The organism is Bacillus sp. FSL K6-2865, assembly GCF_040311405.1.
GTDB lineage: Bacteria > Bacillota > Bacilli > Bacillales > Bacillaceae > Bacillus > Bacillus velezensis.
Genome location: NZ_CP152036.1, coordinates 2,852,489 through 2,875,295 on the forward strand (window position 1 = coordinate 2,852,489; position 22,807 = coordinate 2,875,295).

Below are 22,807 nucleotides of genomic sequence, written 5' to 3' on the forward strand. Positions count from 1 at the left end.
TTTTTTGTGTTATACAATTGAAATTGTTTTATTGGATGACGCCTTCTGCTGGGTTCCCCTCGCAAAAGCCGTTGTGCCCGTTCTCGCGATTTCTTTAATGCCGTAAGGTTTGAGCAGCTCTATGAGCGCTTCGATTTTATTAGATTCGCCGGTAACCTGAACGACGATGCTGTCTCTTGAGACATCAACGACGGAAGCTCTGAACGGCTCAATGATTCCATTGATTTCCGTTCTGGCCGACGGTGCGGAAACAACTTTGATTAATGCCAGCTCACGCTGTACAATCGATTGGTTTGTAATATCCGTCACTTTCAGGACGTCAATTTGTTTGTTAAGCTGCTTTGTCAGCTGCTCTACGTCATTTTCGCCTTCCACATGGACGACAAATGTAATCCTTGAAACACCGCTTGTTTCCGTGTGGCCTACAGTGATGCTTTCGATATTATAGTGTCTTTTTGTAAACAGGCCGGTGATCCGGTTTAATACTCCCGAGCGGTTGACCACCGTTAATGTGATTATGCGTTTCAAGGTTTCACCCCCACCATTTCATGAAGTCCTTTACCCGGCGCAATCATCGGGAATACTTTCTCGCTTTTGGCGACCCGGACGTCAATAACGGCCGGTTCTTTTGATGAAAGCGCCTTTTTAAGCTCTTCTTCCGCCTCTTCCTCCGATGAAATCCGGACGCCTTTAATGCCGTAGGCTTCTGACAATTTGACAAAGTCAGGCTGCGCCGAGAATTTGGATTCAGAATAGCGCTCTTCATAGAAGATTTCCTGCCACTGTCTGACCATGCCCAGACATTCGTTGTTCAAGATAACCACTTTGACAGGAAGATTCAGCTGCCGGATGACATCTAATTCCTGAAGGGTCATCTGAAAACCGCCGTCTCCGAGGATGGCAACGACCGTGGCGTTACGATCGGCCAGCTGAGCTCCGATAGCCGCCGGAAGGCCGAAGCCCATTGTGCCGAGCCCCCCCGAGGTTACCCACTTATCAGCCTTTCGGAAAGGATAAAACTGAGCCGCCCACATCTGGTGCTGGCCGACATCCGTCGCCACAATCGCCTCACCGTTTGTGAATTGGTGAATATACTCAATCAGCTTTTGGGGTTTCAAGCCCTCTTCTCTGTTGTCTGTATACCAAAGCGGATATTCTTCTTTCCATTCTGAAAGCTGCTGTTTCCATTCCTCTGTCTGTCCCTGTTTTCCGTTTTGCTTCAATAATTCCTGAAGGACGATTTTACTGTCGCCGACCACCGGAATCTGCGTTTCGATAATTTTTCCGATTTCAGCAGGATCAATATCGATATGCGCCACTTTGGCCGATTTTGCAAAATGCTTCAGATTTCCGGTCACGCGATCATCGAACCGCGCTCCGATGCTGATCAACAAGTCACAGTGGTAAAGCGCCATATTCGCTGTGTATGTGCCGTGCATCCCAGCCATTCCCAGAAAAAGAGGATGGTCTGCCGGGAAACCGCCCAGACCGAGGAGCGTGTGCGCTACCGGAATTTGCTGCTGTTCGGCATAATTTTTTAAATCTTCTGAAGCTTTACCATGCAAAACACCCGCTCCGGCTAAAATAACCGGCTTTTTCGCACTGCTGACAGCTTCCACGAGCTTTCGGATCTGCAGATAGTTAGGCTCTTTTACAGGCTGATAACCCGGAAGGCTGATCTCGTGATCATATCTGAACTCTCCTTCAAATGCTGCGACATCCTTCGGTATATCAATTAATACCGGACCCGGTCTTCCCGTCGTGGCGATATGGAACGCCTCTTTAATCACACGGGGGAGATCTTCCGGACGGCGGACTTGGTAGCTGTGTTTCGTAATCGGCATCGTAATTCCTAAAATGTCGGCTTCCTGGAAAGCGTCGCTGCCGATGACCGAAGTGGCCACCTGACCGGTAAACACTACGAGCGGCAATGAATCTATCATCGCATCCGCAAGACCGGTAACTAAATTTGTCGCTCCGGGTCCTGAGGTAGCAATCACAACCCCCGGCTTTCCGGAGACTCTCGCATACCCTTCTGCCGCATGAATCGCGCCTTGCTCGTGGCGGGGCAGGATGTGAACCAATCCTGATTGATACAGTTTATCGTAAATCGGAAGGACGGCTCCCCCCGGATAGCCGAAGATCATCTCGACATTTTCTTTCTTTAATGATTCAATCAGCATCAGAGCCCCGTTCATTGTTTTTGTACATTCGGCAGACAAAGAATCCGCCTGTACATTTGTGCCCATTTTCAGTTCCTCCTTTTCAATGTTCCCTTCTAAAATCCAATTCATAAAACGCAGCGCCGGCTGACGCAAATAAAAAAGCCTTCCCACCCACATTCAGCCAAGCATTTCATGCGATAGCCAAAAGGGGCGAAAAGGCTTTGCTTTCCGCGGTACCACCCTTGTTTACGGTCATATGCAGACCGTCTCATGGATAATGATTATCCGTTTTGATAACGAGTAAACATTGTGTTCACTCGGCCGAGTCCTACTCTTTACATTTCAGACCGGCACTCTGAGGGGAGTTCACTTTGATTTGTTTTACCGGCTCTCAGCGTTACCGGCTCTCTGTGAAAAACTTCAGCAAAGCTACTTATCCTCTTCTGCGCTTTTTATTATGGCAGCTCTTTTATTGAAAAAGAACCTTCATTTGTTTGTTTTTTCAGTGTTTTATGATTTTTCTTTTTAGTGTGAATCATTTATTTATTTTTGTTTGAACTCATATTACGCCCGTTTGCAGGCAGTGTCAACAGCATTTTTATAATTATTAGACAATTTAGATTAATCAATCTACTTTGTATACGCTTTCATTACTGGTACAAAGGGATCTGTAAATATTAAAAGTTTTTATCATTTTTTTATTAATCTCTCAAGATTACATGAAATTTTTCCGTTCATATACGAATATGTCACATTTTATTACACGATTTTTCTCTGTCCTTCCGGCATGCTTGTCAGATATTCCGTTCGATTGAACAGGCTCTTTATACAGACATACGCATACACTGTTCTTATCTCGTAAGAAATGAGTGATGTCATGAATAAGATGTTATCAGGCATGCAAGGCCTGCCTCCTGGATTTCCGCCTTTACCGGTCTTACCGCCGCAGTCTTATTATCCTCCGGCCCCGATGCATACAGCACCATATCAAGGCGGCCCTTCTTTTCAGCAGGGATTCCCGTCATCCGGATACGGACAGCAGACCCCGCAAAGCACGCTGTCATTCGCCGGGCAGCAATTCGTCCCATACCCTTATACAACCGGGTACTACGGCCAATCCTTCAGTGACGTCGGCGGAAGCCTCGGCGCCGGGGCGCATCCCGGCGCGCTCGGGGGCGGTTTCAGCGGCCATGCCGGGGGCTTCAGCGCTCCGAGCGGATTCAGATGATACTAAAACCGGCCTCCCACGGCCGGTTTCTTTTCATATTCACAAAGTATAACGGTCATTCCATTGATTCATTTCCTGCTCCGTATAGTAATCAGCCCTTGAAACCTCAACAATGATTAAACCGCATTGAGTGATTAAAAATTGCTTCAGTTCCTCAAACAGCTCGTCTTTTCCGCAAAAGATCGTTTCTATTTTGTGATTTTTATATGCAAATGCGTACTTCAAAGCTAATTCCTCCTGCTGTCTTTCTATCATTCATTGACAAAATGTATGATAGAAATTAGATAATTTATCACTCAAGGGCGCCTTAAGTATCTTTATACATATATTTATTACGGTAAATATTACATTAAGTTTCATTTATATTAAAATTACTTTACAATTTTCATCAAATACGGAACTTTTGTTTCGTACAATAAAATACAAAAAAACCTCAAGCCCATGGGACTGACCCCATAATATGAGACAAATAAAAACACCTTCAAGTTTGAATACGGATGATTGTTATCCGAAATTAGACTTGGAGGTGTTTTTTCTATGGGGACAAGAGTGAGTTATCCGGTTGAAGTCAAACAGAAGGCTGTAGAAATGAGATTGGCGGGCGTGCCTGTGAAGGAGATCATGCAGGAATTGAATATAAAGAATAAGACGCAGGTGCAGACATGGGTCAGGTGGTATAAAGCTGGGGACACACATCGATTCGAACAACCTGTCGGAAAGCAATATTCTTATGGAAAAGGTCCAGAGTATTCTTCCGAATTAGAGAAACTGCAGGCAGAAAATCGTTATCTGAGACAACAGAATGAAGTGTTAAAAAAGTACAACGAATTGGAAAGGAAGCTGATAGCGAAACGCCAGTCGAGCTTGTAGAAGCATTGCGCGGCACAATGACCATACAGGATATCTGTATTCATTTAGGTATCTCACGAGCATCTTATTATCGTTGGAAGAAGAATCTGATGAAAGATAACCCTAAATACCATTTAGAAAAACAAATCGGCACGTTGTGCCGAGAACACAAGTATCGATATGGCTATCGGAAAATCACAGCCATATTAAAAAAGGGAATGCGTATTAATCATAAAACGGTTCAGCGCATTATGCAGAAAAATCAGTGGCAATGCCGGGTTAAGGTGAAAAAGCGCAAGAAGAATGGGCAGCCATATGCCGTGGCCGAGAATATATTAGATCGGAACTTTCAGTCTGATCGCCCTCTGGAAAAGCTAGTAACGGATATCACATATTTGCCTTATGGGCAGAAACAATTGTATCTTTCCAGTATATTGGATTTATACAATGGAGAAGTGATTGCTTTTACGATTGGCGATAGACAGGACACAGACTTTGTCTTACACACACTTGATCAGCTGCCCGCACTGCCAGAGAACTGTGTGTTACATAGTGACCAAGGTTCTGTTTATACATCTTATGAGTATCAGAAAGCTGTTAAAACAAAAGGCATTACCATGAGCATGTCCCGCAAAGGGACGCCCGCTGATAATGCCTCCATCGAATCGTTTCATTCCTCACTAAAGTCTGAAACGTTCTACCTCGACAGGTTGGAAAGCACTACGACGACCATCGTAGAACAAACTGTCGAAACCTATATACACTATTATAACAACATTCGTATTCAAACGAAACTAAACAACCAGCCGCCGGTCACATACCGACAGCTGGCTGCTTAAAGGTGTTTTGATCCCTGTCTCAAAAACGGGGGTCAGTCCCTCAGGGCTTGAGGTTTTTATACGTCCCAGGAGAGATTCGAACTCCCGACCGACGGCTTAGAAGGCCGTTGCTCTATCCGGCCTTCACCCTTTACATATCGCTATCGTTACGTTCATGTATAACGGTCACTTTCCGAACTTTGACCGATTGACTTAATTTCTATTATATTTGCTTATACTGTACAGTTCAAGCATTCATATAGTAGAAAAAAACCCTATTGAAGAGGTAATACAGTTGTACTTAAATCTGCTATGTTAAAAGGTATAGATATTTATTTAAAGAAGTGGTTTCATGAGAGATAACAAAGAATGCTGTCCCTATTGCGATGCTGATGCAACCCACGATAATACCTGTAACACCAAGTCAGCCACGAAAGAACCGATGGAGTCATTGTATTTCCGTGTATCCAACAATGGCATATTAACTACAACAATATGTGCTTTGATGTTCTGTGTGATATCTTTCCACTCGTTTAAAATCATCTCTTTGTTACGACCTAGCCTATCTAATGGATGGATGGATGTATGTATAACGTATCTCCTTTACGCAAACACAATTTCAAAGCTTGGTATTAAGGTCTATTGAAGTCTTTCCCGCTTTGCTTATCGATATGAATATCACGCTCATCAATTCCAGGAGCATACACACTATTCAGTTGTCGTGCTTCATTTTGGTCTTTGCTGCTTACTCTAACGTATCCAAATTCTTTGTTGTCCATAATTGATTCCACCTTGAGGCAGCGGTATCTTTTCTTTGATATCACTTATAAGTCTCCACCTCTGCTATCGATACCATTATCGAACTTGAATAGGGTTTCACTGCAATTCTTATTACTTTATCATGCTAAATCATATTGATAATGTGGGTCGTGTCTGAAATTTACCGATTGCCAGTTTGTGAATGAGAGTGGTTCTGTATCAAACCAATACCCAACTTGGCATGTATGCAACCGTAAAAGACATCCAACTAACTTGGATGCCCTCTTACAACTATTTCACTTGCTCTTGTAGCACTTCTTTTAGTAATTCAATCGCATTTTCCTCAGTTGGGTCATTTGTTCCTAATTCACCTCGGAATGCTTTAGAAAGGATAGATTGCTTAAGTTCGTCTAAATTCTTTTCATCAGACACTAGGCTTAACGCAATTTCTTCTCTTTTAATCATTTCCTCTAATTTATTTACTATTTCAGCTTGTTCTTCAAGTGGAGGAATTGGCATAATTAAATTTCTACTTTGAGAAACAGATATATTACTTTGACCTACAACACCTCTGGTTTCATTGATTACATCTCTTAACGTTTCATCATATTGTAGACAGTAATAAAGGTATTTTGGTAATACATATTTTATTGGTCTAAAACGGACAATAGCTTGATTCATGTTCATTTCATAATATTCTTCTGGAATTATGGCTATTTTTTTTAATGGTGGACCAACTATATTCATAATTACATCATTGGCTTTCAAAATTGATTTCTTTAACTTTGATTTATGAACCTCTTTGGGAATATATTGAGGCTTATACGAAAAGGAAACTTTATTATTTACAATGTTATAAACTTTTAAAAATGGAATTTCTCCTTCTTCAGAAATATCTTTTGAAGGTGTACCTCCACAATTTATGTTATAACAAAACATATTTGCCTTTAAATACAACCATTCATTATTATCTATACATACTTCTGTATTGAGTTCATCAAACATCTCTGTTATTTCTGATATTTCTTTCTTAGTTTCAGCAATGTAAAACCTTTCTTGTTTTATCAACTCAATCCTTTCTAATGCCGACTCGATAGATGAATTTTCTTCTCTCCACTTCCTAGTCAACTCTCCACGAAACGCCTTATCCAAAATAGCCGCTCGACGAAGTTCAAACGTTTCCTTCGCTTCCTCAATCAACTGCTTTGCTTCTTCAATTTTACTTAAAAGACGCTCCACTTTCTCAGCAATCCGTTTTTGTTCATTTAATGGCGGCAAGGGCATTTTAAAATAAGATAAATCATTTTTATTAAAACCCGACTGTGCAGAACGAGATATACCCATTAAAGGAATTTGAAAGTGTTCAGATTTCAATAGCCAAAATAAAAATTTCTTATCAACTTTTCCCTTTGGATAAACGACTTTTGCCAAAGCGACATTATAAGCACCACTTAGTCCTGTTAATATCCTTCCAATTGATGCACCATATCTTGCTATTAGAATATCTTCTTCTTTCATTTTTCTTAGCTTTTGAGTATTCGGAATATATGTCTTATATTTATCAGAAGAAAAGTCCCTAATTTGAACTAACCTAACGTATCCTTCTCTCTCTTCATCAACAAATTGGCTTTTTGGGGGCTGAGTGCCACCTTGTACATCAAATATGGAAGTGAATTTGAAATATACCCAGTTCTCAGGAACTTCATAAGTCTGCTCTTCCTTTGGAACTACAGCTTCTTCTAATAGCTCTTCAATGGTCTTTTTATTTTTGCTCACTGTTTGACCACCTCATCCTCTTCAACAGCACGTAACTCCTCAACTACTTCATTTAATAAATCCATTGCCTGTTGAAGTTTCACAATCGCTTCTTCTGCTGATGCAATTGGGTCTGGCAAGTTGTCGTATGAAGATAATGATTCATCTGCAATTAATCCAATATCTAAACTATCATCTTTTTTTGCGATATCTTCTCGTGTAAACACATTCCAACGCTCATCTTCTATCTTAGAACGGTCTTCAGCTACATATGCCTTCATGAAGTTTTCAAAATGAGCCATTGTTAGCTGATTACGTTTGCCAAATGAAGTCATATTTGTCCGAAGATCATATACCCATACATCCTTCGTGTTATCTTGGTCTGTTGTTCCCCTTGTAAAGAATAAGACATTCGTTTTTACACCTTGCGCATAAAAAATTCCTGTTGGTAAGCGTAAAATCGTGTGTAAGTTACATTTGTTCATCAAGTCACGACGAATTTGTGAGCCAATCCCGCTTTCAAACAAGACATTATCGGGCAAGATAACCGCTGCTCTTGCATTTCCATCATCTTTTAATGCGTTATAAATCAACTGCAAGAAATTCAACTGTTTGTTCGATGTTTCAAACGTTAAATCGTCACGGGATACCCGTTCCCCGCCTTTTTTTGTACCGAACGGCGGGTTTGTTAAAATAACATCAAAGTTCTTCATCCATTTCCCGTTACCCGATAAAGTATCGCCTTGTTCCAAACGTCCTTCGATATTATGAAGCAACGCATTCATGAGTGCCAGACGATGCGTATCTTTAACAAGTTCCATACCTACAAAGGCTTCTTTCTTTTGGAACTCAGCTTCTTGTGGTTCTATATCGAAGTAGTCATCTGTTTGATTCTTTAAATATTGGTCTGCAGCAATCATGAAACCGAATGTTCCAGCTGCAGGGTCAGCGCATCGCTCACCGATTTTCGGGTCGATTAATTGAACCATCACATCAATTAATACACGAGGTGTGAAGTATTGCCCCGCTCCTGATTTCTTTTCACTTGCATTCTTCTCTAATAGACCCTCATAAAGATTGCCTAGCCCTTCTTCTTTTGCATTGTACCAATCAAGGGCATCAATAGATTTAATAATCTTCTCTAAGTTTTTCGGCTCAGCAATACTTGTAGAAGCATCACTGTATATTAGACGCAGCCGCTCATTTTCACTGCTTCCTAATTCAAGTAACAATCGCTGATAAAATGTCTTTAATTCCAAACCTTCTTTATCTAACAAATCATCCCATCGATTCCCTTCTGGAATCACACCTTCTGTTTCCTGCTCCTTCATCATTTTGAGGAATAATAAGTAGGTTAACTCTGTTACATATTGCTGATAGGTAATCCCATCATCACGTAACACATTACATAAATTCCATAGTTTTTGAACGATTTCTTGGTTGTTCATTTTTCAGCCTCCTGCTAACTCCGAGTATATTTTAATGTTGGATTCTCATTCAAACCTCATTAAAGTGAAAATCAAGGATAAAGTAACTTATCTATTATAACTTAAAAAGTGCCCCTATGAAGAGGCACATTATTAACTAATATAAAGGTTCTCATTTATAGTGGTAACAACCGTATCAATATAGTCACCGAACTCCCGCTTCAGCAATTTATAGCCGCCCGGAGTTTTAAATGGTTCTTCCGAGAATGCCTCTTCTGCAGTCGGTGCTAATACAGGCACTTTAAGTAATTGCTTTTCTATTCTCTCTAACCATTTCTTCTGTCTTGGAGTCCAATCATGCAGTGAATACACTTTTTGCATCGCCTGTTTAATACGTGCTTCATGGGCAACTAGCGCTTCACCTAATGCAGCTTGGCGAATAAAGCTAATAATGTCTGCTGCAATGTCTTCATTTTTTGTCTGCTTCCAAGCTGTCTGCAAATGCGATTGCTTAAAGCCTTTCGTTTCTAGAATGGTAATAAGTTCTCGTAAATCCTGCCTTGTTAAATCTTTCGGTCGTGTGCAAATAAGATGAAGAGCGGGAATTTCATTAATATTTTCTTGGATAAAACGAACGAAACCTTCTAAATAATCTTCTGGTCTCTTGTTTCCTTCACCATATCCCCGAACCACATCTGTTACTTCATCCTCTTTGTTGGAGATATATCGTTTCTCGCCTTTTACCCGATAGGCTTCCATATATTCAAATAACATGTTGTGCTGTTTTGCTTCTTGTGGCGTATACGTTTGAATTTCTTTCGCCCACTCATCCACATTTTTTCCATTCGACAATTCTTCAAACTTTTGTTTTCCTTCTTCATTCAGCCTTTGCTTGCGACGCTGAATTTTCGCTGCCAATTGGTCACGATAAAACGAAGCTTCATCTTCTGCAGTAGCATTGGCAAGTGATTCATATAGTTCACCGATACTGTAATTTTGTTTCTTTACAACAGGTTTCATCTCCGTATAGTTTTGCAATTTATCGTAGATGCCCACTGCATCGTAAATGTTAAAGTGTGTTTTTCCAATGTCGGGACAAAGACGGGTTGCACGTCCAAGCATTTGGTCATAAAGAATACGAGACTGTATACGCCGTAAGAATACTAGATTTGTTATTGGAGGAACGTCAATGCCTGTGGTGAGTAAATCAACCGTTACAACGACATTTGGCAGCCGCTCGTTCTTAAACCTTTTAATGGCATCTAATGGCTTATAGATATAGCCAGTAATTTTCATAATAGCATCATCTTCAATTTCATCGCCACGTTCTTTAAAGGCTTCCTTTAATAATCGAACAACCAAATCTGCGTGTTGGTCAGTGGCTGCAAAGATAAGAGTTTTCTCTTTTCCTGTCGGATCAATGTATTCAACCAGTTTGTTTAGAACCGCCCGATTAAAAGGTTCAGTAATTACCCGTTTATTAAACTGCTCAACCTCAAAATGAATGGTATCTTCCATTTTTTCTAGTTGAATCTCGCCTTTATCAACATCATACACTTCAACTTCTTCGTCTTTTTCAAGAGTAATGCCGACTTGTGAAAGTTCTGTCTTAAACAGATATGGTGGTTCATGGTCAACTAAGTAGCCATCCAGAACCGCTTCACTATAAGAATACTTAAAAATAGGCATACCAAAAATCTCTGTTGTATGAAGAGCTGGTGTTGCAGTAAGTCCTAAACATGCCGCATCAAAATAATCAATTACACGTCGATATTGGCTAATATAATCATTTTGGTCACGGAATTTCAATTCTTCCTCTGACATTTCTTTGTCACTTGTATAGCCACGATGTGCTTCATCTACAATGATGAAATCATACTGCCCGACACTTGGAAGCTTTTCGTTATCGCTATAGAAAAGTCTTCTAACCATTCCCTGCACCGTCGCAATTTGCACCTTCGTTTCAACTTCTGGAGACATGTCTTCTAAAGACTTCACATCGTATATATCAGCAAATGAGTAGCCTTCAATTTTTGTATCCTTAAGTGCATCCTCTGTCTGTTTTCCTAACGAATTACGGTCTACAAGGAAAAGAATACGACGACATTTTTTGGACTTAATTAAGCGATACATGAGGGCGATAGCTGTACGAGTTTTCCCAGTTCCAGTTGCCATTGCAATAAGCATTCTTCGTTGCCCTTCTTTTAATCCCTCTTCAGCGGAAAGTACCGCTCTTTGCTGATAATGACGCAAACCAAACTTCGTAATATCCTCTTCTTCTAACCGTTTATTCGCATCCTTATCATCTTGACTAAGAAGAAGCTGCAAGTCGTCAGGTGAATGCCAGCCTTCTAATGGACGAGCATGTTCTAACGGTTTACGTGAATCCCAAAACCAGATGCCCGACTCTTCTTGAAGTTGTTTCAAGTATGGTCGGCCGTTCGTTGCGTATAAGAACGGCACCTTATATTCACCTGTTGTAGGTGTGATGACTTCATCTTCGACTTGTACCACATTTTTTGCATACACTTTTGTTTGACTTTCTAATGCGCCAGGAATCGTTTTCTTTTTTGCCTTAGCTTCAATAAAGCCAACAAGCTTTAAGCCAATAAACAACGCATAGTCAATCCTGCCGCCATTGACCTTCCATTCAGCAATTGCCATGTTTCGATTTTTCTCTGGCAGCGTTCCGTTCTTTTGATGATTTAGTACAGTTGTGTCTACTTCCCATCCAACAGCACGTAGTTTTCCATCAATAATCGTACGCGTTTCGGCTTCAGTTAATTGCTGTCGACGTATAAAGTTTTTGGATATTTTTTTACGCTCGATTTTTACCTCTTCTTGTTCCACTTCCGCCTGTCGACGAATTGCCTCTAATTCTTCTTCAAGCTTTTTGACTTTCTCCTCATATTCTCGCTGAAGTGTTTCTGTACTCTGTTCTACTTGTTCTTGAAGTTCTGTATACTCTGGTGCTTGAAAATCCCAATCACCATATACCTCCATGAACCAAATGGACAAGCGGAACGTTAATTGCAACAAAGCCTTTGCTTCTTCTACTTTTCCATAATCCGCTTCATGCATCGCTACATTCCCTTTGCGACGAAGAGCCTCTAATATATCAATTAATTCAGGCTCAAGTAACCTTTCCCGACGCAAAGTGTTAATGCGATCCACTTGCGTTGTACCATATGCCTCTTTAATATTTTCAGCGGCAAGAATAAATTTAGTTAGTGTTTCAGCGAACAATCGCAGTTTCATTACTGTTGTATGGGGGTCATGATATACATTTCTCTCAGCTGTCTCTCCCAAGTTAGCAAGTACATCCCATTTCCCTTGAAAAAATGAAAAGTTGCCACTCATTGTTATCACCGTTTTCCTAAAAGGTTGTTTGTGTCTATTATACTATAATCATGCAAAAATTAGGAATAATATGTATCGCTCTTTTTTCTACTCTGCTCCTTAGTTTAGGTTCATTCTTTAACCAAGTGAATAAAAGACGGGTTTTATTAGTTATTGTTTAAATATCGGAGCTGCGACATCAGATTTGATCGATAAAAAGAAGAGCCTCAATTAAGAGACTCCTACAAAGTTTGTGCCTTTTAGGTTATATAAATCGAATAATTGCCGCATCCGCTCCATATATAGATTCTGTAAGTGTAACCTCTTAACTCCCAAGTCATAGCCAGCAAAGATATCTTCAAGTTCTTGCTGCGTGTAGAAGAGTCTAATAAATACTTCCTCTCCTCAGTGGCAAATCCAATCTTCTGTTCCTTGTATTCCTGAAGCCTTTGCTTGTGACGTTTCTCAGCCTTTTTCATGATATTTACCTTGCGTTTTAGCACATAGTCAGCTTCATTTTCATTTTCTTTTGGTCACAACAAAAAACCTCCTATACCGAAAGTGATATAAGCCAATAACAGGTGTAATTTCTTACGTGACCGTTATACTGACCGTTTCACTAAACGATATAAGAGGTTGATTTGACGGGCTTTACACCCGATTTCTTAGCGTCCCAGGAGAGATTCGAACTCCCGACCGACGGCTTAGAAGGCCGTTGCTCTATCCGGCTGAGCTACTGGGACATGAAAAACAAATTGTTCTGCTGATCATTTTACCATGATATCAGCGAATTGACAATATAGTCATCCGATAAAAAAGGCCAGCGGCATCAGTTTTCACTCTGATGTCACCAGCTCTTTTTCTGTACGTCCCAGGAGAGATTCGAACTCCCGACCGACGGCTTAGAAGGCCGTTGCTCTATCCAGCTGAGCTACTGGGACAGCTTTTGCTTTATGTATCAGCGACAAGATTAATTATATACAGGTTCAAATCATAAGTCAATATTTTTTTAAAAACTTTTGATGGGGAAGAACGAAATCTCCCCCATCACTTGTTAAAAACTGATTGTATTCCCAAAGTCCTTCAATTCCCGACCCGTTTCGTCGTAAAATGTCACGGCGCCTTCTCTTTCTGTAAGAGTAAGAATGGCATAGCTTTTCACATTGCGGACTCTCGGAAGACGGATGCTGCCCGGATTAATCAAAAGCTTGCCCCGAAGCTCTTCACTCCCGGCAATATGTGAATGGCCGAAGCAGACGATATCCGCCCCAAGCTCTTCCGCCCGGTAAAAAACAGTTAAAAGTGACTGTTTAATGCCGTGAAGATGCCCGTGAACGGCCAGAATTTTCTTTGAACCTGCGTCCAGAAGAAGTTCATCCTGAAACCCGCCGCCAAAGTCGCAATTGCCTTTTACCGTGTGAAACGGCGTAAGCGCCGGATGTGCGGCGTCAAGCTCTGAATCACCGCAATGAATCATCAGATCCGCTTCGTCTTCGTGCCGCTTTGCAATCGTCTCCAGCTCGTCTTCAAGGCCGTGACTGTCACTTATTATCAGCACTTTCATTGCATACGCTCCCCCTTATGAATCAAGCAGCTTTGACAGTTTCTTGAGCGCCTCAGCCCTGTGGCTGATTTTGTTTTTCTCAGCGCTTGTCAGCTGGGCCATGGTTTTATCTTTATCTTTTACAATAAAAATGGGATCATAGCCGAACCCGTTATCCCCCTCGGGTCCTTCCGCAATATACCCTTCAACATGACCTTCGACCGTTTTTGTTTCCTGCCCCGGCATGCTGACGGCAAGGGCGCAGCGGAAACGGGCCGTGCGCTGCTCTTTTTCGATGCCTTTTAATTCTGACAGCACCTTGTCCATATTCGCCTTATCATCTTTTGCTTCTCCGGCATAACGGGCTGAATAAACGCCCGGTCTGCCTCCAAGGTTGTCCACCGATAAACCGGAGTCGTCTGCAATGACCATTTTGTTTACGGCTTTTGCCACGGCTTCCGCTTTTAAGATGGCGTTTTCTTCAAAGGTATGTCCGGTTTCCTCAATTTCTTCCGTAAATCCGATTTCCGCCAAAGAAGAGACGCTGTAGCCTTTCGGTTCGAGTATTTCCTTGAATTCTTTCACTTTTCCCTGATTGTGTGTCGCAATAATGGCTTCTTTCACGGTGATCAGGCCTCTCTTTCTTATTTCAGTTCAGGCAATGTTTCTCCCAGCACTTCTTTTTGCTTTTGAATAAGCGTCTGGATTCCTTTTTCGGCAAGGCTTAACAGTCCGTTTAAATCTTCACGGGAGAATGTGGCTTCTTCGCCCGTCCCTTGAAGCTCTACAAAACGTCCGCTTCCCGTCATGATGATATTCATGTCGACTTCAGCCGCCGAATCCTCTTCATAATTCAGATCCAAAAGAAGGCCTTCTTCTTTATCCATCCCGACAGAAATGGCCGCGAGATAATCTGTCACAGGAGAGGTTTTGATAACGCCGCTTTTTACGAGTTTGCCGATCGCAATGGCCATTGCCAAGAAGGCGCCGGTAATGGAAGCCGTTCTTGTTCCGCCGTCAGCTTGAATGACGTCACAGTCGATCCAGATCGTCCGTTCGCCGAGCTTCTCCAAATCAACGACGGCCCGGAGCGCGCGCCCGATCAGCCGCTGAATTTCCATCGTTCTGCCGGAGACCTTTCCTTTTGAAGATTCTCTTATCGTTCTTTGATTCGTCGCGCGGGGAAGCATGCTGTATTCCGCTGTGATCCAGCCTTTTCCTCCGCCGCGTAAAAATGGCGGCACCCGGTCTTCCACAGATGCATTACAGATGACCTTCGTATTTCCCGCTGTAATTAAAACAGAGCCTTCCGGGTGAGTGATAAAATCCAAATCAAATGTGATAGGGCGCAACTCATCGTGCTGTCTTCCGTCGTGTCTCATATTTTACCTCCGATTATATGTACATAAACCTTTTGTTCCGGATTGCGAATAAAGAAAGAGGCAGCCGGAACGCTAACCTCTTTTTTACTAGTATATCAAAAATCGCAAATTAAAAACTACCCGTATTCACTTGTGCCGGCCTCGAAACAGGTTTTGAAAGGGATTCTCCTTTTTCATTCACCAGTTCTGATTTTCCGTTTACTTTTATAGAAACACTTTTAATCGACGGCTGTTCGGTTAACGTGAGAACGATGCTGTCCAGTACGCCCGATGACACCATTTTTGTTTTTTCGTCGGCGCTTCCGTAAATAGAGCTGTTAAAGTCCAGTGTAACCTGGCCGTCTTTCACTTTCGGCTTGCTGAGAAGCTTAACATCGTTATTAAAGTCCGTCAAAAGCCCGCTTGCTTTGCCCGGTCCGTCGGTGAGCTGTTCAACGGCAGCGGTGATGTCATTTGTTTCCGAATTGTCAATCCGCTTTGTGACAGGCACGTAGTATTCGCTCGTCTCTGTTTCCGCCAGATAATATACAGTCAGCGGATGGGTGTCTGTCAGATCATTCACTCCGGCCGTTTCAATATTAATCCCGTCTTTTCTGCTTAAATCGCCCGTAATCGGCGTGCCGCCCACAGGCATTTCTTTCAGTTCGTGCCCGTTGATTCTGATTTTGACTTTATCTATTGAGCTGAATTGGGTAAGCGTCCATGTAATCGATTGCAGGATTTTTTGTTCGTCTTCTTTTTTATAGTTTTTAAATTCCTTCGAAAAATCAGCGACGGCAGTGCCGTCTTTTTTAATATCGACATTTACCGTCGTATCCGCAGGGAGCACCGCTCTGAAGCCGTTCGGCAGGATTTCTGACACAGGCCCCCCCTGAACCAAATACTCAAGGGCCTGCTTTGCGGTTCCCTCACTGTTCGGAAGAGGCAGTGTCTGTGCTGCGACATAGCCGTTTTTATCAATCAGATACAGCTCTCTCATGACTGTATTGGCCGGCTGGTCGGCTTTAGAAGTGCCGTTTTTCTCTGACTGCTTTGGTTTTGCCTGAATTCCCGCTTCATCCTTTACATATGAAATGTCTTGAGGCGGGTCAATTTCCCCGGCTGTTTTATCGGATTGAAACAAACCGCATCCAGATAACACAAAAGCCGAAGTAAGACATGTTGCAGCAATGACTGCAGGTCCTTTTTTCAGCATACTTTTCCCTCCTAAGGCTGTTTGTACTATGATGTATACGAGCCCTGTCCGGGAAATAGACCGGGAAGCGCAAAAAAACCCGCCGTAAACAGCGGGTTTTTTGATTTATTTTCTGACCGGCTCTTGAAGGGAGATGCACTCGACATGGCCGATTTCGTGGCCGAACCAGTCTTCGGCAATTTTTGCGAAGCCGTTCCGCTCTCCCGTTGTAAGAAATTGATGCTCCGGTGCATGTTTCGATTGGTTTAACAAACCTTTATAAGACAAGATGGTGCTCACTTCTCTCGCCGTCTCGTCTCCGGAGGAAATGATTTTCACATGCTCTCCCATATAGTTCTGAATCGGATCTTTTAAAATCGGATAATGCGTACATCCTAAAATCAAGGTGTCAATTGATGTACCTTTTAAAGGCTCAAGCGATGCTTCAACCGCTTCCTCCGCTGATTCCTGAAGAAACCGTCCGCTTTCCACAAACGGCACGAGCAGCGGACAAGCCGTGTTCTCAACTTGAAGTTCTGTGTTTAACCCGAGCAGCGCCTGCTCATACGCTCTGCTTTTAATGGTATTGACCGTGCCGATGACGCCAATATGCTGGTTTTTCGTGACCTTTATCGCCGTTCTCGCACCCGGCTGAATGACGCCGACAACCGGAATATCCGTTTTGCGCTGAATATCCTCCAAGGCAATGGCCGTGGCCGTATTGCAGGCGATCACGAGCATTTTGATATGGTGGTTTTCCAGCAGGTAATCGGTCATTTCCCACGTGTATTGAAGAACTTCTTCTTCAGGACGCGGGCCGTACGGGCAGCGTTTTGTATCTCCCACATAGATGATATTTTCCTTCGGTAGCTGTCTCATGATTTCCTTAGCAACGGTTAACCCGCCAACCCCGGAATCAATGACTCCTATCGGCTGTTCCAACAAAATCGCCTCATTTTCTTTTCATTTCATGCTGCAGTTTCAATAATGATTTTTCGAAAGCGGCTGTTTCTTCTTCGGAAAATGTCGCAAACATATCCCGCAAATAAGCCTGTCTTTTCAAAATCACTTCTTGGATAATGCGCTCTCCTTCAGCGAGAAGATGAATTCTGACGACCCGTCTGTCGGCCGGGTCTTTCACCCGCTCGACAAGCTTATTTTTTTCCATGCGGTCTATCAGATCCGTCGTCGTGCTGCAAGCCAAATACATTTTGCCTGATAATTCGCCTATTGTCATATCCCCCAATTCATAAAGCCATTGAAGCCCCACGAATTGCGGCGGTGTAATTGCATATTGGTTAAGGATTTCTCTTCCTTTTTGTTTAATGATCGCAGCGATATGGCGGAGTGATTTTTCGATATCCGCAACATGCTCTACAGATTTTGATGTCATTTGTCCATCCCTCACTCAAGGATCTTTCTGGGCTATGCGCTCCGTGTCTATTTTCCTTCTTTTTTTAAGAAAATGCAAGACTGACAGAGAAAAAGGAAAAACCGGGATTTTCACCGCATGCCCATCAGCCCGGGCGCCAACGCAAATAACCGGCTCCTTCTCGAAAAGAAGGAAAACCGGCAAGAATCAGAGCTCTAGCTCACCCATTCTAAGAAGCTCGACAACAGCTTGCGAACGCCCTTTCACACCTAACTTCTGCATGGCATTTGAAATGTGATTCCGTACAGTTTTTTCACTGATAAATAGCTCGCTTGCAATTTCCTTTGTTGTCTTGTCTTGAACGAGCAATTCGAATACTTCTCTTTCTCTTTTGGTCAGCAGCGGCTTTGATTGAAAATCTTTCTCCTTCAAGTATTGTAACCCTCCTTGCTAAGGTGAGAGCGAATCTGAAACGAATGGGTTTATATAGTCAAGATATCATATGTAAAGGGCGCTTCGGAGGTGACGTCTCTTAGAGAAATAGTTATCCGTTCAGGCGAGCAGAATGCCTTTCTCCCGCTCCGTCCAGCTGACCGCTTTGCCGCTTTTCTTTGACACTTGAACCATAACGACGGAACCTGTAAAGCACGGCAGACCCGACTCATTTTCTCCAAGATAATGAAGGGTGACGGACGCATTTCCGGCAGCGCTTGCTTTCACATAAATCCGCAGATTTTCATACGGCATCACCTGACGCATATAGTCGCACTGCTGGCTTGCGACGACCGTCATCGTTTCCGAGTTTTGCGCCGTTATGCCTCGCTGTTTAAAATAAGCGATCCGCGCTTCTTCAAAATATATGAAAGGGGTTACATTATTCATATGGCCGAACATATCCGTTTCTGAAAAACGAACCGATACTTCAGTAAAGAAAGAAAACGACTGTCTCCATTCTTCAAACGGGATATCAATATATTGCGGTTGTTTCATCACCTTCAGCTCCTTATAAAAAAACCTCTCCCGTGCGCGGAAGAGGCTCTTTTTCTCTTTCTTATACTCTGTCGCTTCCGAAGAAATTACGGAACGCTTGTAAATTGGTATCTCTGTTCAAAGCAGCGATTGAAGTCGTAAGCGGAATGCCTTTCGGGCAGGATTGAACACAGTTTTGTGAATTCCCGCAATCTCCGAGGCCGCCGTCTGTCATTAACGCTTCTAAACGTTCTGCTTTGTTCATCGCGCCCGTCGGATGGGCGTTAAACAGACGCACTTGCGACATCGGGGCAGGCCCCATGAATTTCGACTTGCTGTTGACGTTCGGGCAGGCTTCGAGGCAGACGCCGCATGTCATGCATTTAGACAATTCATATGCCCACTGGCGGCGTTTTTCCGGCATTCTCGGCCCAGGCCCCAAATCATAAGTTCCATCAATCGGCACCCATGCTTTCACTTTTTTCAGTGAATCAAACATTCTGCTGCGGTCAACCTGAAGGTCACGGACAACCGGGAATGTTTTCATCGGTTTCAGACGGATCGGCTGTTCCAGCTTATCAATCAGCGCCGTACATGACTGGCGCGGTCTCCCGTTGATGACCATGGAGCAGGCGCCGCATACTTCTTCAAGACAGTTCATGTCCCATGCGACCGGAGTGGTTTTCTCTCCTTTTGCATTCACGGGATTTCTGCGGATTTCCATCAGGGCGGAAATCACGTTCAGGTTCGGGCGGTAATTGATTTCGAATTCTTCATCGTATGGCGCGCTTTCGGGCGTATCCTGACGTGTAATGATAAACCGTATCTTTTTCTCACTCATGATTATTTCGCCACCTTCTTCTTCGAGTAGTCGCGTTTACGGGGCGCAATCAGTGATACATCGACATCCTGATATTCAAATTCCGGAGCTTCAAACGGACCGGCATGTTTAGCCATCGTCGTTTTGAGCCACTCATCGTCATTTCTTTCAGGGAAATCCGGTTTATAGTGCGCTCCCCGGCTTTCGTTTCGGTTATATGCGCCGAGCGTGATGACTCTGGCAAGCTGAAGCATATTGGAGAACTGGCGGGTGAACATCGCCCCTTGGTTGCTCCATTTTGTCGTATCGTTGATATTGATTTTCTTAAAGCGTTCCATCAGCTCTTGGATTTTGTCATCCGTTTTCAAAAGCTTGTCGTTGTGGCGGACCACCGTGACGTTGGCCGTCATCCATTCTCCGAGCTCACGGTGAAGCATGTAGGCATTTTCGTCGCCGTCCATCTTCATAATATCGGCCCATTTTTCTTCTTCTTTTTTCACATAGGAATCAAATAATGAAGAAGACAGGTCTTCCGCTGAAGTTTCAAGTCCGGAAACATATTTCACCGCATTCGGTCCGGCCACCATTCCTCCGTAGATGGCGGAAAGCAGAGAGTTCGCCCCTAAACGGTTTCCTCCGTGCATTGAATAATCACATTCACCCGCTGCGAACAGTCCGCGGATGCTTGTCATCTGATCATAATCAACCCACAGTCCGCCCATTGAATAGTGAACGGCAGGGAAAATTTTCATCGGAAGCTTGCGCGGGTCATCCCCCATGAATTTTTCATAGATTTCGATAATGCCGCCAAGCTTAACGTCAAGCTCTTTCGGATCTTTGTGCGACAGATCGAGATACACCATGTTTTCACCGTTGATGCCGAGTTTCTGATTCACGCACACGTCAAAGATTTCACGTGTCGCAATATCCCGCGGCACGAGGTTTCCGTAAGCCGGATATTTTTCCTCAAGGAAGTACCAAGGTTTTCCGTCTTTATACGTCCAGACTCTTCCGCCCTCGCCGCGCGCCGATTCACTCATCAGACGCAGTTTATCGTCCCCCGGGATTGCTGTCGGGTGAATTTGGATAAATTCGCCGTTTGCATAATAAGCGCCCTGCTGATAAACGATTGATGCGGCAGACCCCGTGTTGATCATGCTGTTTGTTGATTTGCCGAATACGATTCCGGGACCTCCCGTCGCCATAATAACGGCGTCAGAACGGAATGACTCGATTTGCATATTGGTCAGATTTTGGGCTACGATACCGCGGCACGTGCGCTCATCGTCAAGAACGGCGCCGAGGAATTCCCAGCCTTCATATTTTGTGACGAGACCCGCCACTTCATATCTGCGCACCTGCTCGTCCAGTGCGTAAAGAAGCTGCTGACCCGTCGTCGCTCCCGCGTAAGCGGTTCTGTGATGCTGTGTACCCCCGAAACGGCGGAAGTCCAAGAGCCCTTCCGGCGTTCTGTTAAACATAACCCCCATGCGGTCCAATAAGTGGATAATGGACGGCGCCGCTTCACACATCGCTTTTACAGGAGGCTGGTTTGCCAAAAAGTCGCCTCCGTATACCGTGTCATCAAAATGCTCAAACGGAGAGTCTCCTTCCCCTTTTGTGTTGACAGCTCCGTTTATCCCGCCCTGCGCGCAGACCGAGTGAGAGCGTTTGACCGGAACGATGGAAAACAATTTAACGGCCGTGCCTGATTCCGCTGCTTTAATTGTCGCCATGAGGCCGGCAAGACCCCCGCCGACTACGATAATGCTTGATTGACTCATGATAGCCCCTCTCCCTCTAGTAATCTAGTTCTCTTACACAAACGCAAAAATCGCTTTTAAACCTACGTATGAAAGCGCTAAAAATATAATCAGCGTCACGTAAGTCGAAATTCTTTGAGAACGCGGCGTGACCGTGATCCCCCATGTGACCGCAAAAGACCATAAGCCGTTTGAAAAGTGAAAAATGACCGATAAAACGCCTACAATGTAAAAACCGAGCATAAACGGCGAGCTCAGAATATTCGCCATCATATCGAAGTTGACTTCAGCGCCCATCTGCGCGGCAATCCGCGTCTGCCATACATGCCAGCTGACGAAAATAAGGGTGAGAATACCAGTGACACGCTGAAGCACAAACATCCAGTTTCTGAAATAACTGTAGTGGCCAGCGTTGTTTTTCGCAGTAAATGCTATGTACACACCGTAAACCGCATGATAAATTAAAGGTAAGAAAATAATAAAAATTTCTAACGCATACCTGAACGGCAGACTGTCCATAAAGCCGGCCGCCTTGTTAAACGCATCCGCTCCCCTTGCGGCAAATTGGTTGACGACTAAATGCTGGATCAAAAAGATGCCGACCGGAATAACACCGAGCAAGGAATGCAATCTTCGAAAATAAAACTCTCTGTTCCCAGACATTACTTTACCCCCTGTTTGATTTAAGTGCGAAATGTACTAAAATCTCTGCCCCCACTTCGTTTCAATTGTAAGCACTTTATTAAAATTTATTGACAATTTCATTTTACTCCTACCTCAAAAGGGCGTCAAGAAAACGTGTACATAAATTATAATTTTCGGAATTGATTATCTGGAGGGAAAATTTTATTTTCCTGCGATATCTTTCTCACATTTTTTCGCGTGTTTTATAGGATCATCCTGTAATCCTCCCCCCTGTTTAAGCTATAATAAACGAAGGAGAGAGGGGAATACATAATATGAAGAATAATTATGAAGCAGCTTTAGAACCTTTAACTGAACTCGACGTCAGCGCATACGGCTACGAACTAATCCGGGAAATCGTGCTTCCGGATATCCTCGGCCCGGAGCATTCATCGATGATGTATTGGGCGGGAAAACGCCTCGCCCGCAAATTTCCTCTTCAATCGTGGGAAGAAATCCCCGCCTTTTTTGAAAAAGCCGGCTGGGGAACTTTAACAAACGCAGGATCGAAAAAACAAGAACTGGAATTTGAACTGGAAGGACCGCTCGTATCCAGCAGGCTCAAACATCAGAAAGAGCCTTGTTTTCAGCTTGAAGCCGGTTTTATAGCCGAACAGATTCAATTGATGAACGATCAGATTGCAGAATCTTATGAACAGGTAAAAAAGAGAGCGGATAAAGTCGTCCTGACTGTAAAATGGGATATGAAGGACCCTGTATAATTGAAAAAAGGCGGTGACTCCAAGTCCCGCCTTTTTGC

At 43.4% G+C, this 22,807-nt stretch carries 20 protein-coding genes, 2 tRNA genes, 1 pseudogene and 1 other annotated feature; of the genes and pseudogenes, 3 read left to right on the top strand and 20 right to left on the bottom strand.

Translation table 11 applies throughout. From position 1 onward, the window contains the following. Nucleotides 1-9: 9 nt before the first annotated feature. Together ilvN and ilvB are read right to left on the bottom strand one after the other, a co-directional pair. Complete coding sequence (ilvN, locus tag NYE42_RS14035; protein WP_003152598.1) at nucleotides 10-528, bottom strand: acetolactate synthase small subunit; 519 nt, start codon at nucleotides 526-528, stop codon at nucleotides 10-12. Beyond that, nucleotides 525-2,249, bottom strand: coding sequence for an acetolactate synthase large subunit (gene ilvB, locus NYE42_RS14040; protein ID WP_032866714.1), 1,725 nt, complete (start codon nucleotides 2,247-2,249; stop codon nucleotides 525-527). Before ilvB ends, ilvN begins: the two co-directional genes overlap by 4 nt. 119 nt (nucleotides 2,250-2,368) lie before the next feature. Beyond that, nucleotides 2,369-2,620: a binding site (T-box leader), on the bottom strand. Between the two features lie 422 nt (nucleotides 2,621-3,042). Between ilvB and NYE42_RS14045 the strand changes: the two genes are divergently transcribed. Further along, nucleotides 3,043-3,393, top strand: coding sequence for a hypothetical protein (locus NYE42_RS14045; RefSeq protein WP_015417942.1), 351 nt, complete (start codon nucleotides 3,043-3,045; stop codon nucleotides 3,391-3,393). Between the two features lie 39 nt (nucleotides 3,394-3,432). Here NYE42_RS14045 and NYE42_RS14050 read toward each other — a convergent pair whose 3' ends face one another. Continuing rightward, entirely contained in the window at nucleotides 3,433-3,618 is a 186-nt protein-coding gene (locus NYE42_RS14050; protein ID WP_060674750.1) for a hypothetical protein, read from the bottom strand. A gap of 312 nt (nucleotides 3,619-3,930) precedes the next feature. On the opposite strand from NYE42_RS14050, the gene NYE42_RS14055 reads away from it, so the two are divergent. After that, nucleotides 3,931-5,081 (top strand): IS3 family transposase gene (locus NYE42_RS14055; RefSeq protein ID WP_352426536.1). Its coding sequence is split into 2 segments (ribosomal slippage): nucleotides 3,931-4,204 and nucleotides 4,204-5,081, totalling 1,152 coding nucleotides; the frame shifts between segments, so codons are not numbered across the junction. Nucleotides 5,082-5,453: 372 nt separating this feature from the next. Here the strand turns inward: NYE42_RS14055 and NYE42_RS14060 are convergent. From NYE42_RS14060 to sdhC, 17 genes and pseudogenes are all read right to left on the bottom strand, one after another. Beyond that, nucleotides 5,454-5,839: pseudogene (locus NYE42_RS14060) on the bottom strand (recombinase family protein); the annotation flags it as partial. 271 nt (nucleotides 5,840-6,110) lie between these two features. After that, nucleotides 6,111-7,595 carry a restriction endonuclease subunit S gene (locus NYE42_RS14065; protein ID WP_352426537.1) on the bottom strand — a complete coding sequence of 495 codons (1,485 nt, stop codon included), beginning with the start codon at nucleotides 7,593-7,595 and terminating at the stop codon, nucleotides 6,111-6,113. Further along, entirely contained in the window at nucleotides 7,592-9,022 is a 1,431-nt protein-coding gene (locus NYE42_RS14070) for an N-6 DNA methylase (protein WP_025853159.1), read from the bottom strand. The genes NYE42_RS14065 and NYE42_RS14070 overlap by 4 nt, the downstream gene beginning before the upstream one ends. A gap of 132 nt (nucleotides 9,023-9,154) precedes the next feature. Next, a complete protein-coding gene (gene hsdR, locus NYE42_RS14075) occupies nucleotides 9,155-12,361 on the bottom strand; it encodes a type I restriction-modification system endonuclease (RefSeq protein ID WP_352426538.1) in 3,207 nt (1,068 codons plus the stop codon). A gap of 648 nt (nucleotides 12,362-13,009) precedes the next feature. Next, a tRNA-Arg gene (locus NYE42_RS14080) sits at nucleotides 13,010-13,083 on the bottom strand. A 124-nt stretch (nucleotides 13,084-13,207) separates the two neighbouring features. Further along, a tRNA-Arg gene (locus tag NYE42_RS14085) sits at nucleotides 13,208-13,281 on the bottom strand. A gap of 113 nt (nucleotides 13,282-13,394) precedes the next feature. Then, complete coding sequence (locus tag NYE42_RS14090; RefSeq protein WP_007408135.1) at nucleotides 13,395-13,904, bottom strand: metallophosphoesterase; 510 nt, start codon at nucleotides 13,902-13,904, stop codon at nucleotides 13,395-13,397. 15 nt (nucleotides 13,905-13,919) lie between these two features. Next, entirely contained in the window at nucleotides 13,920-14,516 is a 597-nt protein-coding gene (locus tag NYE42_RS14095) for an XTP/dITP diphosphatase (RefSeq protein ID WP_087920775.1), read from the bottom strand. An 11-nt stretch (nucleotides 14,517-14,527) separates the two neighbouring features. Beyond that, on the bottom strand, nucleotides 14,528-15,265 hold the full coding sequence (rph, locus tag NYE42_RS14100; RefSeq protein WP_007612934.1) for a ribonuclease PH: 738 nt from the start codon (nucleotides 15,263-15,265) through the stop codon (nucleotides 14,528-14,530). Between the two features lie 109 nt (nucleotides 15,266-15,374). Then, a complete protein-coding gene (locus NYE42_RS14105; protein ID WP_003152582.1) occupies nucleotides 15,375-16,460 on the bottom strand; it encodes a GerMN domain-containing protein in 1,086 nt (361 codons plus the stop codon). A 105-nt stretch (nucleotides 16,461-16,565) separates the two neighbouring features. Continuing rightward, nucleotides 16,566-17,384 carry a glutamate racemase gene (gene racE, locus NYE42_RS14110; RefSeq protein ID WP_122504138.1) on the bottom strand — a complete coding sequence of 273 codons (819 nt, stop codon included), beginning with the start codon at nucleotides 17,382-17,384 and terminating at the stop codon, nucleotides 16,566-16,568. Nucleotides 17,385-17,391: 7 nt separating this feature from the next. After that, nucleotides 17,392-17,832 (bottom strand): MarR family transcriptional regulator, encoded by a 441-nt coding sequence (locus NYE42_RS14115; protein WP_003152580.1) that lies wholly within the window; start codon nucleotides 17,830-17,832, stop codon nucleotides 17,392-17,394. A 186-nt stretch (nucleotides 17,833-18,018) separates the two neighbouring features. Beyond that, the gene (gene gerE / locus NYE42_RS14120) at nucleotides 18,019-18,243 is read right to left on the bottom strand and encodes a spore germination transcription factor GerE (protein ID WP_003152579.1); all 225 of its coding nucleotides are present in this window, start codon (nucleotides 18,241-18,243) and stop codon (nucleotides 18,019-18,021) included. A gap of 120 nt (nucleotides 18,244-18,363) precedes the next feature. Beyond that, nucleotides 18,364-18,801 (bottom strand): thioesterase family protein, encoded by a 438-nt coding sequence (locus tag NYE42_RS14125; RefSeq protein ID WP_012118126.1) that lies wholly within the window; start codon nucleotides 18,799-18,801, stop codon nucleotides 18,364-18,366. A 61-nt stretch (nucleotides 18,802-18,862) separates the two neighbouring features. After that, on the bottom strand, nucleotides 18,863-19,621 hold the full coding sequence (gene sdhB / locus NYE42_RS14130; protein ID WP_003152575.1) for a succinate dehydrogenase iron-sulfur subunit: 759 nt from the start codon (nucleotides 19,619-19,621) through the stop codon (nucleotides 18,863-18,865). 2 nt (nucleotides 19,622-19,623) lie between these two features. Further along, a complete protein-coding gene (sdhA, locus tag NYE42_RS14135; RefSeq protein ID WP_352426539.1) occupies nucleotides 19,624-21,384 on the bottom strand; it encodes a succinate dehydrogenase flavoprotein subunit in 1,761 nt (586 codons plus the stop codon). Nucleotides 21,385-21,417: 33 nt separating this feature from the next. Further along, the gene (gene sdhC / locus NYE42_RS14140; protein ID WP_003152571.1) at nucleotides 21,418-22,026 is read right to left on the bottom strand and encodes a succinate dehydrogenase cytochrome B558; all 609 of its coding nucleotides are present in this window, start codon (nucleotides 22,024-22,026) and stop codon (nucleotides 21,418-21,420) included. Nucleotides 22,027-22,322: 296 nt separating this feature from the next. On the opposite strand from sdhC, the gene NYE42_RS14145 reads away from it, so the two are divergent. Next, nucleotides 22,323-22,769, top strand: coding sequence for a YslB family protein (locus NYE42_RS14145; protein ID WP_007612940.1), 447 nt, complete (start codon nucleotides 22,323-22,325; stop codon nucleotides 22,767-22,769). Nucleotides 22,770-22,807 lie beyond the last annotated feature (38 nt).

Excerpts from the sequence above, each read along its gene's own strand:
- ilvB (WP_032866714.1), bottom strand. The coding sequence starts at position 2,249 with ATGGGCACAAATGTACAGGCGGATTCTTTGTCTGCCGAATGTACAAAA.
- NYE42_RS14045 (WP_015417942.1), top strand. The coding sequence starts at position 3,043 with ATGAATAAGATGTTATCAGGCATGCAAGGCCTGCCTCCTGGATTTCCG.
- NYE42_RS14070 (WP_025853159.1), bottom strand. The coding sequence starts at position 9,022 with ATGAACAACCAAGAAATCGTTCAAAAACTATGGAATTTATGTAATGTG.
- hsdR (WP_352426538.1), bottom strand. The coding sequence starts at position 12,361 with ATGAGTGGCAACTTTTCATTTTTTCAAGGGAAATGGGATGTACTTGCT.
- NYE42_RS14090 (WP_007408135.1), bottom strand. The coding sequence starts at position 13,904 with ATGAAAGTGCTGATAATAAGTGACAGTCACGGCCTTGAAGACGAGCTG.
- rph (WP_007612934.1), bottom strand. The coding sequence starts at position 15,265 with ATGAGACACGACGGAAGACAGCACGATGAGTTGCGCCCTATCACATTT.
- NYE42_RS14105 (WP_003152582.1), bottom strand. The coding sequence starts at position 16,460 with ATGCTGAAAAAAGGACCTGCAGTCATTGCTGCAACATGTCTTACTTCG.
- NYE42_RS14115 (WP_003152580.1), bottom strand. The coding sequence starts at position 17,832 with ATGACATCAAAATCTGTAGAGCATGTTGCGGATATCGAAAAATCACTC.
- NYE42_RS14125 (WP_012118126.1), bottom strand. The coding sequence starts at position 18,801 with ATGAAACAACCGCAATATATTGATATCCCGTTTGAAGAATGGAGACAG.
- sdhB (WP_003152575.1), bottom strand. The coding sequence starts at position 19,621 with ATGAGTGAGAAAAAGATACGGTTTATCATTACACGTCAGGATACGCCC.
- sdhA (WP_352426539.1), bottom strand. The coding sequence starts at position 21,384 with ATGAGTCAATCAAGCATTATCGTAGTCGGCGGGGGTCTTGCCGGCCTC.
- sdhC (WP_003152571.1), bottom strand. The coding sequence starts at position 22,026 with ATGTCTGGGAACAGAGAGTTTTATTTTCGAAGATTGCATTCCTTGCTC.
- NYE42_RS14145 (WP_007612940.1), top strand. The coding sequence starts at position 22,323 with ATGAAGAATAATTATGAAGCAGCTTTAGAACCTTTAACTGAACTCGAC.